This is a genomic window from Agarivorans sp. QJM3NY_25, assembly GCF_050870875.2.
Taxonomy (GTDB): domain Bacteria; phylum Pseudomonadota; class Gammaproteobacteria; order Enterobacterales; family Celerinatantimonadaceae; genus Agarivorans.
Map to the genome: position 1 here is coordinate 2,422,162 of NZ_CP194041.2, position 17,065 is coordinate 2,439,226.

12 protein-coding genes and 6 tRNA genes are annotated in these 17,065 nt (G+C 43.3%); 8 read left to right on the forward strand and 10 right to left on the reverse strand.

Translation table 11 applies throughout. From position 1 onward, the window contains the following. The first annotated feature begins 17 nt into the window (after positions 1-17). On the forward strand, positions 18-3,068 hold the full coding sequence (gene ydiJ / locus ACRRSW_RS11130) for a D-2-hydroxyglutarate dehydrogenase YdiJ (RefSeq protein ID WP_432459368.1): 3,051 nt from the start codon (positions 18-20) through the stop codon (positions 3,066-3,068). Further along, the gene (locus ACRRSW_RS11135; protein ID WP_432453154.1) at positions 3,065-3,481 is read left to right on the forward strand and encodes a hotdog fold thioesterase; all 417 of its coding nucleotides are present in this window, start codon (positions 3,065-3,067) and stop codon (positions 3,479-3,481) included. The genes ydiJ and ACRRSW_RS11135 overlap by 4 nt, the downstream gene beginning before the upstream one ends. 426 nt (positions 3,482-3,907) lie before the next feature. Here the strand turns inward: ACRRSW_RS11135 and ACRRSW_RS11140 are convergent. The 6 genes from ACRRSW_RS11140 to ACRRSW_RS11165 all read right to left on the reverse strand — a co-directional run bounded on the left by ACRRSW_RS11140 (position 3,908) and on the right by ACRRSW_RS11165 (position 4,804). Continuing rightward, a tRNA-Met gene (locus ACRRSW_RS11140) sits at positions 3,908-3,984 on the reverse strand. An 87-nt stretch (positions 3,985-4,071) separates the two neighbouring features. Next, positions 4,072-4,148: transfer RNA gene (locus tag ACRRSW_RS11145), tRNA-Met, on the reverse strand. A gap of 87 nt (positions 4,149-4,235) precedes the next feature. Beyond that, positions 4,236-4,312 (reverse strand) — tRNA-Met (locus ACRRSW_RS11150). Positions 4,313-4,399: 87 nt separating this feature from the next. Further along, positions 4,400-4,476 (reverse strand) — tRNA-Met (locus tag ACRRSW_RS11155). An 87-nt stretch (positions 4,477-4,563) separates the two neighbouring features. After that, positions 4,564-4,640 (reverse strand) — tRNA-Met (locus ACRRSW_RS11160). An 87-nt stretch (positions 4,641-4,727) separates the two neighbouring features. After that, a tRNA-Met gene (locus ACRRSW_RS11165) sits at positions 4,728-4,804 on the reverse strand. A gap of 159 nt (positions 4,805-4,963) precedes the next feature. Between ACRRSW_RS11165 and rlmKL the strand changes: the two genes are divergently transcribed. The 5 genes from rlmKL to rmf all read left to right on the forward strand — a co-directional run bounded on the left by rlmKL (position 4,964) and on the right by rmf (position 11,340). Continuing rightward, positions 4,964-7,060: a bifunctional 23S rRNA (guanine(2069)-N(7))-methyltransferase RlmK/23S rRNA (guanine(2445)-N(2))-methyltransferase RlmL gene (gene rlmKL, locus ACRRSW_RS11170; RefSeq protein WP_432459369.1), complete on the forward strand. Its 2,097-nt coding sequence runs from the start codon at positions 4,964-4,966 to the stop codon at positions 7,058-7,060. A 4-nt stretch (positions 7,061-7,064) separates the two neighbouring features. Next, positions 7,065-7,304, forward strand: coding sequence for a glutaredoxin family protein (locus tag ACRRSW_RS11175; protein ID WP_432459370.1), 240 nt, complete (start codon positions 7,065-7,067; stop codon positions 7,302-7,304). Further along, a complete protein-coding gene (gene uup / locus ACRRSW_RS11180) occupies positions 7,298-9,190 on the forward strand; it encodes an ATP-binding cassette ATPase Uup (RefSeq protein ID WP_432459371.1) in 1,893 nt (630 codons plus the stop codon). The genes ACRRSW_RS11175 and uup overlap by 7 nt, the downstream gene beginning before the upstream one ends. Then, positions 9,187-11,016 (forward strand): DUF3466 family protein, encoded by a 1,830-nt coding sequence (locus ACRRSW_RS11185; protein WP_432459372.1) that lies wholly within the window; start codon positions 9,187-9,189, stop codon positions 11,014-11,016. The genes uup and ACRRSW_RS11185 overlap by 4 nt, the downstream gene beginning before the upstream one ends. Positions 11,017-11,163: 147 nt before the next feature. Further along, the gene (gene rmf / locus ACRRSW_RS11190; protein WP_432453149.1) at positions 11,164-11,340 is read left to right on the forward strand and encodes a ribosome modulation factor; all 177 of its coding nucleotides are present in this window, start codon (positions 11,164-11,166) and stop codon (positions 11,338-11,340) included. Positions 11,341-11,394: 54 nt separating this feature from the next. Here the strand turns inward: rmf and fabA are convergent, their stop codons facing one another. From fabA to rnt, 4 genes are all read right to left on the reverse strand, one after another. Beyond that, positions 11,395-11,931, reverse strand: a complete 537-nt coding sequence (gene fabA / locus ACRRSW_RS11195) for a bifunctional 3-hydroxydecanoyl-ACP dehydratase/trans-2-decenoyl-ACP isomerase (RefSeq protein ID WP_432459373.1) — start codon at positions 11,929-11,931, stop codon at positions 11,395-11,397. Positions 11,932-12,009: 78 nt separating this feature from the next. Next, positions 12,010-13,965 (reverse strand): AAA family ATPase, encoded by a 1,956-nt coding sequence (locus tag ACRRSW_RS11200; protein WP_432459374.1) that lies wholly within the window; start codon positions 13,963-13,965, stop codon positions 12,010-12,012. 75 nt (positions 13,966-14,040) lie between these two features. After that, the gene (locus ACRRSW_RS11205; RefSeq protein ID WP_432453146.1) at positions 14,041-15,363 is read right to left on the reverse strand and encodes a Na+/H+ antiporter family protein; all 1,323 of its coding nucleotides are present in this window, start codon (positions 15,361-15,363) and stop codon (positions 14,041-14,043) included. 10 nt (positions 15,364-15,373) lie between these two features. Next, a complete protein-coding gene (rnt, locus tag ACRRSW_RS11210) occupies positions 15,374-16,036 on the reverse strand; it encodes a ribonuclease T (protein WP_432453145.1) in 663 nt (220 codons plus the stop codon). Between the two features lie 120 nt (positions 16,037-16,156). Between rnt and ACRRSW_RS11215 the strand changes: the two genes are divergently transcribed. Then, complete coding sequence (locus tag ACRRSW_RS11215; RefSeq protein WP_432459375.1) at positions 16,157-17,026, forward strand: flagellar protein MotY; 870 nt, start codon at positions 16,157-16,159, stop codon at positions 17,024-17,026. Positions 17,027-17,065: the final 39 nt, after the last annotated feature.

The window sequence follows — 17,065 nt, forward strand, 5'->3', positions numbered from 1 at the left end:
GTTGGGACAACGGATTTATGATCCCGAAGTTAAGCCCTAAGAATTCTCTTGAGTCTCTGTATTTAGATTATTTACAAAAACTTGAACAATCATCTTTCACTGGTGAGATAGCAACCTCTTACGCGAGTCGTTTGTCTGTGGCGACAGATAACTCGGTGTATCAGTATTTACCACAAGCGGTGGTGTACCCGAAAGGCACTGCGGACATCAAGCAGCTTTGTCGGATCGCTTCAGCTTCGTCTTTTGAAAGTATTAAATTAACACCGCGTGGTGGTGGTACTGGTACCAACGGTCAATCTTTAACCGAAGGTATTGTGGTTGATTTGTCCAAGTTTATGAACCAGGTATTAGAGCTAAATGTTGAACAACGTTGGGTGAGAGTGCAGACTGGCATCGTAAAAGACCAACTTAATGCAATTTTAAAACCCCATGGTTTATTCTTCTCGCCGGAACTCTCGACCAGTAATCGGGCAACTCTTGGAGGCATGATCAATACTGATGCCTCAGGACAGGGTTCGATGGTTTATGGCAAAACCAGTGATCATGTATTGTCGGTCATTGCGGTGTTGGCCAATGGTGAGGAACTAAAAACCGGCAGATTGGCTGTTGATCAGCTTGATCAGCAGCGTCCTTCGCTTCGTCCTATATTTGATGCGGTCAAGCATGCCTGTATCGATAAACGGCAGCTCGTAGAAGATAAGTTTCCTCAGTTAAACCGTTTTCTAACTGGCTACGATTTAAAAAATGCCTACCATGCGCAGAGTGATAGCCTCGATTTAACGCGTATCTTATGTGGCTCTGAAGGCTCTTTAGCTTTCATTACTGAAGCTACACTTGATTTAACCGAAATTCCCAAATTCAGAAGTCTAATTACGGTTAAGTATGATGCCTTTAGTTCAGCGCTACAGCACGCCCCCAGTTTGGTTGCTGCTCAAGCATTATCGGTCGAAACGGTTGACTCGAAAGTGCTTAATCTTGCTCGCCAAGATGTCGTTTGGGAGAGTGTAAAAGAATTGATCCGAGATGTACCAGAGCATGATCTGCAAGGTATTAATATTGTTGAGTTTGCCGAAAACGATATTGAACTTCAAGGGCAAAAAATTGCGGCACTGGAAGCGATACTAACTCAAGCTGACGCTCGCGAACTTGGAGTGATTGGTTTTCAACGCTGTGACGATTTAACCAGCATCAACGCGATTTACAATATGCGTAAAAAGGCTGTAGGTTTACTGGGGAATACCGATGGTGCTGCAAAGCCTGTTGCTTTCACCGAAGATACCTGCGTCCCACCAGAGAACCTCGCTGACTATATTACTGAGTTCCGCGAGTTATTGGACTCAAAAGGTTTACAATACGGCATGTTTGGCCATGTTGACTCTGGCGTATTGCATGTTCGCCCTGCTTTGGATATGTGCGATCCTCAGCAAGAAATTTTGATGCGCGAAATTTCTGACCAAGTGGTTGCCTTAACCGCTAAATACAAAGGCTTAATGTGGGGAGAGCACGGGAAAGGCTTTCGGTCGGAGTATGGTCCCGATTTTTTTGGGGATGAGCTATTTGCAGAATTACGTAAAATCAAAGCCGCCTTTGATCCGCATAACCAAATTAATCCCGGAAAAATCTGTACTCCTTTACACAGCGACGAGCATTTAGTCTCAGTTGATGGCACAAAACGAGGTCAATACGATCGAGAGATCGCCATTGAAGTAAGAGATAGCTATAAAAATGCCATGGATTGTAATGGTAATGGCTTATGTTTTAATTATGATACGGCTAGCCCGATGTGCCCATCTTTTAAAGCAACAGGAGACCGACGCTACTCTCCCAAAGGTCGTGCGGGTTTGATGCGCGAATGGTTACGGCAATTAGCGAACTTAAAAATAGATCCATTAGAGCAAGAGCAAAAACTCAAAACTCGCTTTGTTGCTCCGGATAATTTGTTGTTAAAAATTCGAAATAGCATCGCCAAGAGTAAAGGTGAGTATGACTATAGCCATGAAGTATATGATGCGATGCAAAGCTGTTTGGCTTGTAAAGCCTGTACTACGGGCTGTCCAATTAAGGTTGATGTGCCGACTTTTCGTTCGCGCTTCCTAAATATTTATCATGGCCGTTATCTACGACCTATTAAAGATTATTTTGTTGCTTATGTTGAAAGCTATGCTCCACTGATGGCAAAAGCGCCAAGACTCTTTAATCAGTTGATGGCACCGCAGTGGGTTGACGCCTTGGTGACCAAAACCATTGGTATGGTTGATATTCCCAAGCTTAGTTTTCCAACCTTAAAACAACGGATCCCCGAATCCTTAGTTAGTCAGTATGACTATAAAATATTGCAAAATTTAAGCGAGCAACAAAAGCAACGTACAGTACTCATTGTACAAGATCCCTTTACCAGTTTTTATGAAGCGGAATTGGTGGAAGATTTTATAAAGTTAGCCCAGAAATTAGGGTTTAATCCGGTATTGTTACCATTTAAGCCCAATGGTAAACCTCAGCATATTAAAGGCTTTTTAAGTAAATTTGAAAAATCTGCGCAAACTTCAGCTGACTTTTTGAATCAGGTGAGTGAATTAAATATACCAATGGTGGGCGTAGAGCCTGCCTTGGTATTGTGTTATCGCGACGAATATTTGCATGCTTTGGGAGATAAACGCGGCAACTTTGAGGTTCAAGTTGTTCAAGAATGGCTGCAGCAGGTTCAAGTTTCTCAAGATTTGAGCTTTGGCGTGAGTGATCATGAGCCGTGGTACTTATTTGGTCACTGTACCGAAAAAGCATTAAAAGCAGATGCTTTTGCTCAGTGGCAACAGGTATTTCAATACTTCGATGCTCAGCTGCAAGATGTTGCTGTTGGTTGTTGTGGAATGGCTGGTACCTATGGTCATGATGCCAAGCAGTTGGCAACTTCTAAAGCGATTTATGATTTAAGCTGGAAACATAAAATGGCAACTTTACCGGTAGAACGTATTATGGTGACTGGCTATTCTTGTCGTAGCCAGGTGAAACGCATCGAAGGTCACAAACCAAAACATCCGCTGCAGATATTATTGGAGATTTTAGTTTGAGTATATGGCAGTTACCGATGTCTCTGGAAAAGCTGAATGCCATGGGCGAGGGCAATATGCTCGCTTATTTAGGTATTGAGTTTATCGAGATTGGTGACGATTATTTGGTAGCAACGATGCCTGTGACAGCCAAAGTAAAGCAACCTATGGGCTTGTTACATGGTGGGGCTAGCGTGGTTCTTGCTGAAAGTATTGCAAGTTGTGCGGCCTATTGTGTTGCGGGGGACGGCGCAATGGTACTCGGCTTGGAAATTAATGCGAATCATATTAAAGCGGTTAGGAATGGCGAGGTCACAGCGAAAGCTCAGCCAATCCAGTTAGGCAAATCGATTCAAGTTTGGCAGATCAATATTACTCAACAGCAGCAATTGGTCTGTAGTTCCCGTCTCACGGTGATGGTTAAGTCAAGCTAAGCTTGCCAGACGGTTCAGTCCTTCTCTTGAGAACTGCGAACAACATTATCATGGGAATGCACCGCATCGATTAACCAGGCAAGGGGAGTTTGCGCATTAAATTATAGCAATCGAACTCATTATCGCTTGATTCTTGCTTGTCTGAATCACCGCTAACTGCGTCATGTATCTTGTCATGAGAGCCACCAGTGACTGCGCTCCATGCCTAGTTATCGGCAGATTTATTCTGCGCAATAAGTTGATCATATAATGAGTCAGATTAGTATTAGAAAATATTAAATAGAAGGAGGGCGTTCGAAGTCTTTAACTAGTTTTGCTGTGTGGCCAGGCAGCATTGAAGCTGTTGATTTGTGCTAAGAGTTTTCCGGATTCATATTAGGGAAAGCAAACGAGTCAAAATAAAAAGGGATTTGATTGGACAAAAATTGGTTGCGGGAGCCGGATTTGAACCAACGACCTTCGGGTTATGAGCCCGACGAGCTACCAGACTGCTCCATCCCGCGTCCGGTCTTAACTATAAAAGCTAAGTGATAGTGAATAATTAATTGGCCTAGCTATTCAAACTAGTTAATCGCTACCGAAGTAGAGATTGGTTGCGGGAGCCGGATTTGAACCAACGACCTTCGGGTTATGAGCCCGACGAGCTACCAGACTGCTCCATCCCGCGTCCGGTCTTAACTATAAAAGTTAAGTGATAGTGAATAATTATTTGGCCTAGCTATTCAAACTAGTCAATCGCTACCGAAGTAGAGATTGGTTGCGGGAGCCGGATTTGAACCAACGACCTTCGGGTTATGAGCCCGACGAGCTACCAGACTGCTCCATCCCGCGTCCGGTCTTAACTATAAAAGCTAAGTGATAGTGAATAATTATTTGGCCTAGCTATTCAAACTAGTTAATCGCTACCGAAGTAGAGATTGGTTGCGGGAGCCGGATTTGAACCAACGACCTTCGGGTTATGAGCCCGACGAGCTACCAGACTGCTCCATCCCGCGTCCGGTCTTAACTATAAAAGCTAAGTGATAATGAATAATTAATTGGCCTAGCTATTCAAACTAGTCAATCGCTACCGAAGTAGAAATTGGTTGCGGGAGCCGGATTTGAACCAACGACCTTCGGGTTATGAGCCCGACGAGCTACCAGACTGCTCCATCCCGCGTTCGGTCTTAACTATAAAAGTTAAGTGATAGTGAATAATTATTTGGCCTAGCTATTCAAACTAGTCAATCGCTACCGAAGTAGAAATTGGTTGCGGGAGCCGGATTTGAACCAACGACCTTCGGGTTATGAGCCCGACGAGCTACCAGACTGCTCCATCCCGCGTCCGTAACGAGGTGCGGATATTACGCAGAGCTCGCTTAGATTACAAGAGATAATTTCCTGTTCTTAACCAACTGCCGAATATTTGTCCGAAAGCCCCTTTTACTACTGATCCTCGTTAAAACAGGTATAATCCTTGGGTTAATTTAATTGAGTATCAAAATGGCAGATTTTTTCGCTTCGACCGCTAAAGGTTTAGAAAGCTTATGTTTAGATGAGTTAGTGGCCTTAGGGGCCGACAACTGCAAACAAACCGTCGCGGGTGTGAGTTTTACCTGTGATTGGCCTACCGCTTATAAAATATGTTTATGGACACGTTTTGCTTCGCGGATCCTGTTACGTTTGGTGGAAACCCAAGCGGACAAAGTAGATGACTTATACGATAGTGCCTATCAAGTGCCTTGGGATAAGTACTTTAGTGTCGATCAAACCTTCTCCGTGCATTGTAGTGGCACCAATCATTTCATAGACAATAGTCAGTTTGGCGCATTGAAAGTGAAAGACGCTATTGTCGACCAATATAAAGAGAACTGCGGTACTCGGCCTAATGTTGCCAAGATAGATGAAGATGCGCGGATCGTGGTGCGGATCGCAGGTAAACATTTGGCTATTTCTTTAGATCTATCAGGTAGTGGCTTACATAGACGCGGATATCGAACCGAACAGGGTGAGGCTCCGGTACGCGAAAACCTTGCAGCAGCCTTGGTCACAAGAAGTGCTTGGACAGAAAAATACCTCATCGATCCGATGTGTGGCTCGGCAACCTTACTGATTGAAGCGGCGATGCAGGCTGCCGATATCGCGCCGGGTCTACAGCGCCAGTTTGGCTTCGAACGTTTAAGTAATTTTGCAGCGTCTGCTTGGCGGGATATTAAAACCGATGCGCAAGCCAGAGCTGAACTTGGCTTGGCTAATTGTAAACAAAGATTGATTGGCTACGATATTGATAAACGAATGGTGGCGATAGCCAAAGCCAATATCGAGCGTGCAGGTTTAGATAAGTTGATTTCAGTACATGTACATGATGCTGCCAATTTGCCTGTAGCGCCGAGTGAACCAGGGCTAATTTTGTCAAACCCCCCCTATGGGGAGCGATTAGGTGAGTTAACCAAATTGATTGGCTTGTTTCTTTCTTTTGGTGCCAGCGTTCGACAAAACTACGGTGGTTGGCGTTTATCGCTATTTACCGGTGCGCCCGAATTACTTGATTACTTGCGCTTACGTGCCGATAAAACCTATAAGTTTTTCAATGGTTCGTTGGCTTGTGTATTAAAGATTTATCAAATTGCCGAAAGTGGTCAAGCGGAAAATCGCCAATATGCGGCTGATTTTGTCAATCGTTTAACCAAGAATCAAAAAAAGTTACAAAAGTGGATTAAACGCGAGCAGATCAGCTGTTATCGCTTATATGATGCAGACTTACCCGAGTATAATGTTGCAGTTGATCGTTACGACGATTATATGATTGTCCAAGAGTATCGAGCTCCAAAAACCATTGATCCTAACAAGGCTCGCAGACGCTTACTGGATTTGCTTACCGGACTTTTGCAAAGCGGTTTAGTGGACAACGATAAGCTGGTGATTAAACAACGTGCTCAGCAAAAAGGGAAACAACAATACCAACGTCATAGCGATGAAAAAGAGCGGGTTGTGGTACAAGAGTATGGAGCTAAGTTCTACGTTAACTTAACCGATTATCTCGATACCGGACTCTTTTTGGACCATCGAAATATGCGGCATTATATTCAGCAACACAGTCAAGCGAAGAGCGTGCTTAATCTGTTCGCATATACGGGCTCGGCAAGTGTGCATGCGGCTTTAGGGGGGGCTAAAAAGGTCACCACAGTTGATATGTCGAATACATATCTGAACTGGGCCAAAGATAATTTCCGTTTAAACCAATTGCCAATCAATAAACACGAGTTTATTCGTGCTGATTGTATGGCCTGGTTAAAAACTCAAATATCTCAGCGCTGGGATCTGATTTTTCTTGATCCGCCCACATTTTCTAACTCAAAGAAAATGGATGAAGTATTTGATATTCAAAAAGATCACGTTGATTTGATTGTGTCGGTGGCGCGCTTGCTTAATAAGGGGGGTGATTTAATATTCTCCAATAATAAACGTCACTTTAAGCTTGACCAAGAGGCTTTAGTTAAACATGGTTTGAGCCTGGAAAATATCTCCTCGAAGTCTTTGTCTGCAGATTTCGAACGCAATAAACATATCCACAATTGTTGGATGATCCACAAGGAATAGCGCTATGACTTGGGTGTTATACAGTACCGATGGTTGTCATTTGTGTGAAGATGCCAAAGCATTGATATTAGCCAGTCCTAATATCAGCGAACTGAGTGAACAAGATATTATTGATGATGAAGCTTTGACTGAGCAGTTTCGCTATAGTATTCCGGTGCTGTGTCATGCGCCTAGCCAGCAACAGTTAAGCTGGCCTTTTGATGCGAGTCAGTTAGAGCAATTTATAGAGAGTTGTACGTGTTAATTAACTTACAAGATGCAGTTTTGGCTTATGGTGATACACCTCTGCTAAACAAAGCCAATTTACAAATTAATAAGTCAGAAAGAGTATGTTTGGTCGGCCGTAATGGCGCAGGTAAAAGCTCTTTATTACAAGTAATTGAAGGTGCCGTATTACTCGATTCTGGGCAACGGCAGTTGGTGAATGATGTTGTGATTACTCGATTACAACAAGATCCGCCGCAAGCCAGTGATCAACGTATTTTTGATTATGTTGCTGAAGGTAAGCCACATATCGGTAAGTTGCTCAGTGAGTTTCATCACCTAGCTAACCATATTGGGGATGGTAGTGATGAAAAATTACTAAAACGTTTGCAAGATGTTCAGCATCATATTGATGTCGTTGATGGCTGGCAATTTGATAGTGAAATCCAAAAAGTACTTACAACCATGAAATTGGATGGTGATAAGCCTTTACAGGGTTTATCTGGGGGTTGGCTACGTAAAGTTGCATTGGCTAAAGCCTTGGCCGGTGAGCCGGATATCTTGTTGCTAGACGAACCCACGAACCACTTAGACATCACGACGATTAAGTGGTTAGAAGATTTTTTGATTAACTTTAAAGGCACCATTGTCTTTATTAGTCACGACAGAGCATTTATTCGAAAAATTGCCACGCGGATTGTAGATATTGACCGTGGCGTTCTCACTTCTTGGCCCGGTAACTATGATGCCTATCTCGAAGGTAAAATCGAATGGTTGCGGGTTGAAGAAGAGAAAAATGCCTTATTCGATAAACGCCTCGCCGAGGAAGAGAGTTGGATCCGTCAAGGTATTAAGGCCCGTAGAACCCGTAACGAGGGGCGCGTTCGTGCACTTAAGGCAATGCGTAACGAGCGTGGAGAGCGGGTTAACCGTTTGGGTACCAGCAAGATGCAAATCGATGATGGTTTGCGTTCAGGGAAAATAGTCTTTGAAGCCGAGAACATTAGTTTTAGTTACCCTAATCAACAGCCAATTATCTCTCCGGTTGATTTATTGGTGATGCGCGGTGACAAAATTGCCCTTGTGGGTGCCAATGGTTGTGGTAAATCTACATTGATTAAGATATTACTCGGCCAGTTGCAGCCGAGCAGCGGTCATGTGAAGGTAGGCACAAAACTCAGTGTTGCGTACTTTGACCAATATCGCCAAGAACTTGATCCCGAGAAAACACTTATCGATAATTTGGCCGGTGGTAAACAGGAGGTCGAGATCAATGGTGGGAAGCGCCATGTGATGGGCTATTTACAAGATTTTTTGTTTCACCCAAAACGTGCGTTTACCCCGGTCAAGGCATTGTCTGGTGGTGAAAAAAATCGCCTGATGCTCGCCAAGCTATTTTTAAAACCAGCAAATTTATTGGTGCTTGATGAACCAACCAATGATCTCGATGTCGAAACGCTGGAGTTATTGGAAGAATTAGTGAGCCAATATCCGGGGACTGTACTGTTGGTTAGTCACGATCGAAGTTTCATCGATAATACTGCCAGTCATGTTTGGTATTTTCCCGGTGAAGGGCAAGTCGATACTTATGTCGGCGGCTATTCGGAAGTACAGACTTATATCGAGCAACAGCAGCAAGGGCAACGCAGCAACTCGGTACAGAAAACAGAAGTGGGTAGCCGTAGTGTTAAGCCCACTAAAAAGTTATCTTATAAATTACAACTTGAGCTTGACCAATTGCCTCAAAAGTTAGAAGCTGCCGAAAACTTACTCGAAAAGCTACAAAAACAAGTAAATGAGCCAGAGTTTTATAGTTTAGAACAAAGTTTGGTTCAGACCACCCTAAGCCAACTGAATGAAGCTGAAACAGAATTAGAAGTGCTTTATTCACGTTGGGAAGAATTGGAAGAATTAAAAAATTCATGAAGAAGTCTATTATTAATCGTTCGTTATCGCTGGTATTTGCGCCCTTATTACTTTCTGCTGGTATGGTCCATGCCGCGCAAGTTGAGGCGTACTATTTGGTTGAAGAAATTCCTATTGAAATGGCGAATGGCTTAGCAGAAGCGAATAGCAGTTTTAATGTCACCGCTGTTAGTGAGGATGGGGAGTATGTTGCGGGCAATGCCTTAACTTTTCGTAGCCCATTTCGTTTTTATGATTTCTCCGACCGCACTAGTTTTGACTACGGCTGTCAATATGCTGTAGAAGTATGTGATCTGTTTTTTGAAGGTGACAATAGTTTTTATGGTACCTATCGACATCGCTTATTTAATCAAGCCTCGGTCTTATATAAGTCTAATGTATTAGCATTCATTGCGCAGCGCAATGTGACAGGGACTCACCTTAACGGAACTAACAGTGAGATCCCGACCTGGGACACCGTTAACGATAAGTTGTTCATTTTTGACGATAGTAGTCAGCAAACTTATACGACAGATACTCGAGTGAATCGAATTAATAGTTCGCTTGGTTGGGCTGTCGGTTACGATTCCGCACCTTTTAGTAATGGCTCTAGCGCGGTCTATACTCGAGAGTTTATTCAACGCGGGTTTGCGCTGCGCCTTAGTGACGATGCCAAAATTACTTTATTACCAACACCATTTAGTAGTGATGGACAATTGAGTAGCGACAAAGGTGGTGTTTCGTCGGGTTTACAAGTCATTCAGAAAGACGGTAAGACGCTTGTGATTGGTTTGAGTAGTGTTAGTTACTCGAATAGCGATAGTTTTGGCGAATGTCAAACTGGTGACCAGGATTATTATTATCGCTGTTCTGGTTTTAATACGCAGGCTTGGGTGTGGGATATTACTAACGCCGACGATGGCGATGCGGTGGAAGGCGTGCCCTTGGTTGAAGGTTACGTTCGTTCTCAATATGGCGATGCACCCAATTATAATTTCATCAAGGACTACAACAGTCATGCGGATATATTTGTTGGGATCTCTTCTGACGATGTTTATGATTCAACCGTAGGTTCTCGCGGACGAGCGGTATTTTATAGCGCAAATGACGATGGAAGTTATTCACTAAATCAAATTCCTAACATTAACATCGGTGGTGATAGTGCAGACTTTGAAGACTCGGTCTCACATACTTGGGCAAATGCCGTTAATGATGCGGAATTGATGGTTGGCAACTTGCGTTATACGCAAGTGAAATCACGTAATCGCCCAGTAGAAGCTTTTGTTTATGATAATGATCAAGCTTCTAGTTCTTATCAACAAGTGGTTTGGCCACTGCGTGACTTGCCATTTAATGGCGCTAATAGCGAATTTAGTGATATTAATAATGATAATTTGATTGTCGGTTGGGTTGATGCGGATGGTGAAGAACAGCCTTCTTATAGTGGTACGACTCGTTGGCAGAGTGCAATTTTGCTAGATTTTGATCGTTATAAGAATGGTGAAAGTACCTATAACTGGAGCCTCAATTCCTTAACTTGTTATGAACAAGACGGACAACCACGGATGCCACTATATCGGATTGAGTATGCTTCTCAAATCCTCGATGACGGCACTGTTTACGCGAGTGGGTATCACTACGAAACACCGGATGACCTTATTCATGGTGTTAATCCGAGACCCGTGTTACTGCGTTTAGAGCGTAACCCTGTAGTCACTGATATCAATGATATTGCTCGTTGCCCAATGCTTGAAGAAGCGTCTTATGAGCGCCAAGGTGCAGGCGTTTCTTGGTTTGGTTTATTGTTATTACCCTTAATTTATGTGAGACGCTTCAAAAAACGTTAATCTTTTTGTTGGTTGTAACAAAAAGATCAAATGCTTAGCGAATACTTAAAAATTTGTTTTTGATCTTTGTAAAACGATAGGCGATAGTAGAACGGTGGTCCTAAACGGACCGCTGGTTTATTTTCTGATCTTGATGAGGAATAGTCTATGAAAAGACAAAAACGCGATCGTTTAGAAAGAGCGCATGCCAAAGGTTATCAAGCAGGGTTATCTGGTCGTTCTAAGGAGACCTGTCCGTACGGAGGAGTTGACGCGAGAGGGCATTGGTACGGAGGATGGCGCGAGGCGCTTGAAGAACGCGTTTCAGGATTAGACAATCATTAATGAATAAAAAAAGCCCTGTTGGTTAACAGGGCTTTTTTATAGGAGATGATTTACTTAGAAGCTTGATGTGTCAGTAAATAAACCAACTTTCAGGTCATTTGCGGAATAAATTTCTCGCCCATCGACCTCTACAATACCATTGGCAATACCCATCACTAATTTGCGCATGATTACGCGTTTCATTTGGATTTTATAGGTCACTTTCTTTGCTGTGGGTAAGACTTGTCCAGTAAATTTAACCTCACCAACACCCAGAGCTCGTCCTTTTCCTGGACCGCCACTCCAACCTAAGAAAAACCCAACTAACTGCCACATCGCATCGAGCCCGAGACAACCTGGCATCACTGGGTCGCCAGGAAAGTGGCAACCAAAAAACCATAAATCTGGATCAATATCTAATTCGGCAATAATTTCACCATTTCCAAATTCACCACCTTCATGACTAATTTTGAGAATGCGATCCATCATTAACATATTGGGGGCAGGAAGCTTACTATTTCCTTCACCAAATAAAAGACCTTGGCTACAGTCGAGTAATTCTTGGCGTTCATAGCTAGTTTTACCTAGATCTTTTTGTGAAACCTGAGTCATGATTTAAACCTTTAAAAAATTTGCCGCTACTTTAGCGAACAGGTGTGCGCTAAACAAGTCCGATGACTAATAAATTTGTTAGAGTTTGAATACGCCGAGTATTTTTCTAAGTAAGTAAGCGAAAAAACTGTTGTTTTGGCCTTCAGGATGAATGTTTCTATAGATCTGTCCATAGACACTTTGCGCATCATATACATCACCGGCAGGTTGATTAAAGAGTAACTGAACGGCTTGTTCAATATGCTCAATAGCAAACAACTTAAGTTTACCTTGAGTGCAGGCCTGTATCACATCGTGATTCAAATTTAACTGATTAAGGTTGGCTTTGGGAAGTATCAATGCAAAGGGGCCTGCAATCTTACTTTGTTGAGCTATCCGATAGAAGCCTTCAATTTTTTCGTTAAGCCCACCAACTGCGAGAATATTACCTTTTTGGTCGAGCGCTCCGGTTACGGCGAAGCTTTGTTTAATGGGAAGGTTCGCCAATGCGCTCATCATCACCAAAGCGCCCGCCATTGAGGCACTATCACCATCGATCTCATGATAAGATTGTTCAAATACGATGTTACCAGACAGCGGGAAATGGTGTTCTTTGGCAAATAACTCGCTGAGATAACCTTGAATAATCATCATGGATTTTGCATGAATATTGCCGCCTAGCTCAGCTTTGCGTTCAACATCGGTAAAATCACCTTCGCCTTGGTGAGCGGTCGCAGTGATCCGGATTGGCTCTCCAAAAGACAAACCGAGACCGTTAAAGTCAATAACTGATAAGCCATTGATTTGACCTATTTTTTCACCAGAAAGCTCAATCTTAGTTTGTTGATCTCGATATGCTAGATCACTAAATTGTTGCTGGCTATTGATGTTTCTATGTAGTGTATTTAATGCGCTGGCGAAGCCCTCGGCATTATGGTTCAGCTGTAAATGGGCCACTAAACGAAGTGGCTTGATGATGTGGAGAATATCGAGGCTGAGCAAGTCGTTATGTTCACACAAGCGTGAGGCATAACTAAGTACCGAAGTATAAAGTTTAGCATCGAGTGGTGCTAGTTTCGTATCGCTCAGCGTAGCATTAATCTGACTTAGATAGGCTTCGATATTGACACTGTTTAGTTCAACTTCACTGGGTAGTTCGGTTTCAATCAAGCTGAGTTGATATATTTCTGGGTCGAGTTCTAACAGAGCAGAGATAGCCATCGGCTCACCGAGTAATACGAGCTTCGGTTTGAAGTCTGAGGCTTCTGGTATCATTGTCGCTTTGTGACTCTTCGCTCGAGACCAATCCAAACGGGATGATTTTAAGCACGCCTTTAATTCAAACCACAATCCGGGATCTGCTATTACATCATCACTATTGAGCACAAATACACCGTGCGGGGATTGTTGGAACAAACCTAAGTCGATGCCTGTTAAATCGGCAGCAGAGCTACCACTGCGAATTGAGCCGAACAGAGCAGCTCTTGAAAATTCTGGACACAGTATTGGCTGATGTTGGCTTTGCCAAACTTTGTAATAAGCTGAAATATCATTCGCCGGCTGTTGTTCAATTAAAGCATGATACAAGTCTTGAACAGCATCAACTAAGCCGAGTTGTTGCTGGCAGCTGTGTAACTGTATAAATAGCGACTCATTGGCTTCAGCTTGTACGCTTATACTCGATGTTGGCTCAGCTCTGATGAGTTCGTTTAGTTGTTGCATGAGTTGCTTAAATAACGGTAGAGACCCTGCTTTAAGCTGAAAATAACTGGGCTGATAGGGCGTTTTTGGCCGGTACAACATGACATAGTTTGATGGGGGCGCGCTGGTTACAGTTGGTGAGCGCAACAGGGCTTGAAGTATTGACTGATGCTGTAGGTAACTGGCTGCTTGGCATATCATGAGAGGCAGACTAGGAGCTTGTGACAAAAAATAATCAAAGCTTGCTTTTGCCAAGGGCATTAAGTTTGCCCATTGGTGATGACTATTGGGAGTCACATTAGCCAAATTAAATGTAGGCTGTAGTTTATCGAGCGGTATTTCAAAGTTGGTCAAGTTGGTGTTCCCATAAAATATTAGTCGTCAGACGCGAGTCGTTAAATCACCAGTAAATCAGATTGTTATCACTTTTTATAAAACAATAACTGCTATCCAGCCAAATACCAATAATGGTAGGTTGAAGTGGATAAATGTTGGTACAACCGTATCCCAAATATGATCATGCTGGCCGTCACTATTTAATCCCGCCGTTGGACCTAAAGTTGAATCGGATGCCGGTGAACCTGCATCACCCAGTGCCGCCGCTGTTCCCACTAAAGCAACGGTTGCCAGTTCCGAAAATCCTAAAGAAATAGCTAAGGGGACATATATAGCGGCGATAATCGGGATCGTTGAAAACGATGAGCCGATCCCCATGGTGATTAACAGACCCACAATCAGTAATACTGCTGCGGCTAACATTTTATTGCTACCTAACATATCTGCGGCGCTCGATACCAAGTCGGGTACGCCACCGGTTTCTTTCATTACGGCGGCAAAGCCAGCTGCGGCAATCATAATAAAGCCAATCAAAGCCATTAGTTTTACGCCTTCAATGAATAAATCTTGGCTGTTTTGAGGGCGGATCCCTGATGCTGTCGTTAATAATAGAAAGCCAGCTAAAGCGCCGATAATGATCGAGTTACTATAAAGCTGAATCGCCAGAGCTGCGAATATAGCAATAATGTTAATCAACAGCTTTTGAGTCGGCATTGCAGGCGCGGAACTCGCCGAAGCCTTAAGCATATCACTACGATATTCGCGTGGTTTACGATAAGAAATAAAAATCGCACTCAGCAAGCCGACAACCATCCCAAGAGCCGGGATGGTCATAGCCAAGGGAAGTTGTGCTTTATCGATACTTAAACCATTGTTTTGTAGATTGGTAAATAAAAGTTGATTTAGGAAGATGCCACCAAACCCAACTGGCAACCACATATAGGTTGTAACTAAGCCAAAAGTTAAACAGCAAGCGATTAAACGGCGATCGATTTTTAGCTGATTTAAAGCACCAATCAGCGGTGGAATTAAAATGGGGATAAAGGCAATGTGCACTGGCACCAGATTTTGCGAAGCGATGGCCATGAGAATGATGGCGCTTAACATCAACCATTTCACTAAGCTTAAGCGGCTTTCTCGGTGTTTGTCTACGCGGCTGATAATCTTTTCGGCAATAAAATCAGTCAGTCCACTGCGAGATATTGCCACAGCAAAAGCGCCAAGTAGGGCGTAACTGAGAGCAATTTGAGCACCATTGCCTAAACCTTGTTCGAAGCTAGAAATTGTTTCCGCCAGGGGCAGTCCTGAAACGAGGCCTCCGACTAACGCGCTAATGGTGAGCGCTAATACTACATTTACCCGCATGAGACTAAGTATTAGCATTAAACAAACGGAAACAACAACGGGGTTAAACATGAATGAGATCCTATGGTTCTTCAGGGGTATCTTGTGGAATAGGAAGCGGCCAACCACCTAAGGTCTGCCATTTATTTACTATTTTGCAAAATAGTTCTGCGGTTTTTTGCGCATCGTAAAGTGCCGAATGAGCTTCTTGATTACTAAATTCAATATCAGCTTCCCGACAGGCCTTCGCTAACACGGTTTGGCCGAGCGCTAAAGCGCTCAAACTTGTGGTATCAAAACTCACGAAAGGGTGAAAAGGGTTACGTTTGATCCGACATCGCTCAACCGCAGCGTTAAAGAAACTCATATCAAAAGCGGCATTGTGAGCCACCATGACAGCACGGCTACAGCCGTGGGCTTTCAAGGCCTTACGAATTGGCTTAAACATTTCTTTTAGTGCGAACTCTTCACTCACCGCAGCACGGAGCGGGTTTGTGGGATCGATACCGGTAAACTCTAAAGCAGCTTTTTCTAAGTTTGCTCCCACAAAGGGATCAACGTTAAATTGCACGCTGTCGAGTACATATAACTCGCCATTTGCATCGAAGCTGAGTAAGCAAGCCGCTATTTCCAATAATGCATCGGTGTTGGCATTAAAGCCTGCCGTTTCAATGTCGATAACAACCGGGTAATACCCTCGAAAGCGGTTCGACATAAGCTGAGAGCTGTGTTCTGTAATGGTCATAATCTGGCATAGTATTTACTGAGGCGCGCATTATTACAAAAGCAGCAAAGAATCGCGAATTTGCTTTAAAGATAATTGGCCTTTGGCCGATATTTTAAGGAGAACAGAGGATTTGCGACTATGAAACCTTATTTATTGTTAACTTTGGCGCTTGGGACGACGGTCACTCACGCTAGTGTACGCAGCTATTCAGCATCAATGGACGATTCAACCTGGGTCATGTCCAGCCAATCTCCTATTGAATGTCGTATGGACCATTTTATTCCATCGTTTGGGATCGCTAGTTTTGTTAGTCGCGCCTCGAAGAATGTTAATTTAGACTTCTACTTAGACATGTACAAAATTTCGCCGCAGACGCATCAGGTTTCATTACGCAGTGTGCCGCCGATGTGGAAACCTGGGGCAAGTTCTAAAAAAATTAGTGAATTGTCTTTTTACCAGCAATTTGACGGTTACGTGCATGCCCAGCCAGCTTGGCAAATGCTGAGCGAATTAGAAGACGGTAATATCCCCACTTTTTATTTTGACGATTGGTATGCTAATAATGCGACAACATCGGTGGGGATCTCATCGGTTAACTTTAAGCAACAATATAACGATTTTTTGAAGTGTGTGGGGCGATTGTTACCTTACTCATTCGATGATATCGCCTTCACGGTTTTGACTTATCAATCCAATAGTAACGAGTTGACTCCGCGTTCTAAACAACGTTTAAGATTGATTGGTGACTATGTCAAGAATGACCCAGACATTGATGTTGTATTGGTTGATGCTTACACCGATAGTTATGGTGGTAAATGGACAAATCAAGAATTGTCGGATAAACGCGCCAAGCGAATCAAAGATTTTTTTAAATCGAGTGGTTTAGACGACAGCGTGATCGAGGTGGCGGGTCATGGTGAGCGGCGCCATGTCGCAAGTAATGATAATACCTTAGGTCGCGAACGAAATCGCCGAGTGGTTATTTCCTTAGGTAAAGATCTACTCTAAATTTCTATGATGTGCTGTAATGGTGGCGCTTTATGACTC

Bases quoted from the DNA above. Each gene is read 5' to 3' on its own strand.
- ACRRSW_RS11175 (WP_432459370.1), top strand. From the start codon at position 7,065: ATGACTTGGGTGTTATACAGTACCGATGGTTGTCATTTGTGTGAAGAT.
- ACRRSW_RS11215 (WP_432459375.1), top strand. From the start codon at position 16,157: ATGAAACCTTATTTATTGTTAACTTTGGCGCTTGGGACGACGGTCACT.
- ACRRSW_RS11185 (WP_432459372.1), top strand. From the start codon at position 9,187: ATGAAGAAGTCTATTATTAATCGTTCGTTATCGCTGGTATTTGCGCCC.
- rnt (WP_432453145.1), bottom strand. From the start codon at position 16,036: ATGACCATTACAGAACACAGCTCTCAGCTTATGTCGAACCGCTTTCGA.
- ACRRSW_RS11205 (WP_432453146.1), bottom strand. From the start codon at position 15,363: ATGTTTAACCCCGTTGTTGTTTCCGTTTGTTTAATGCTAATACTTAGT.
- rlmKL (WP_432459369.1), top strand. From the start codon at position 4,964: ATGGCAGATTTTTTCGCTTCGACCGCTAAAGGTTTAGAAAGCTTATGT.
- ydiJ (WP_432459368.1), top strand. From the start codon at position 18: ATGATCCCGAAGTTAAGCCCTAAGAATTCTCTTGAGTCTCTGTATTTA.
- rmf (WP_432453149.1), top strand. From the start codon at position 11,164: ATGAAAAGACAAAAACGCGATCGTTTAGAAAGAGCGCATGCCAAAGGT.
- fabA (WP_432459373.1), bottom strand. From the start codon at position 11,931: ATGACTCAGGTTTCACAAAAAGATCTAGGTAAAACTAGCTATGAACGC.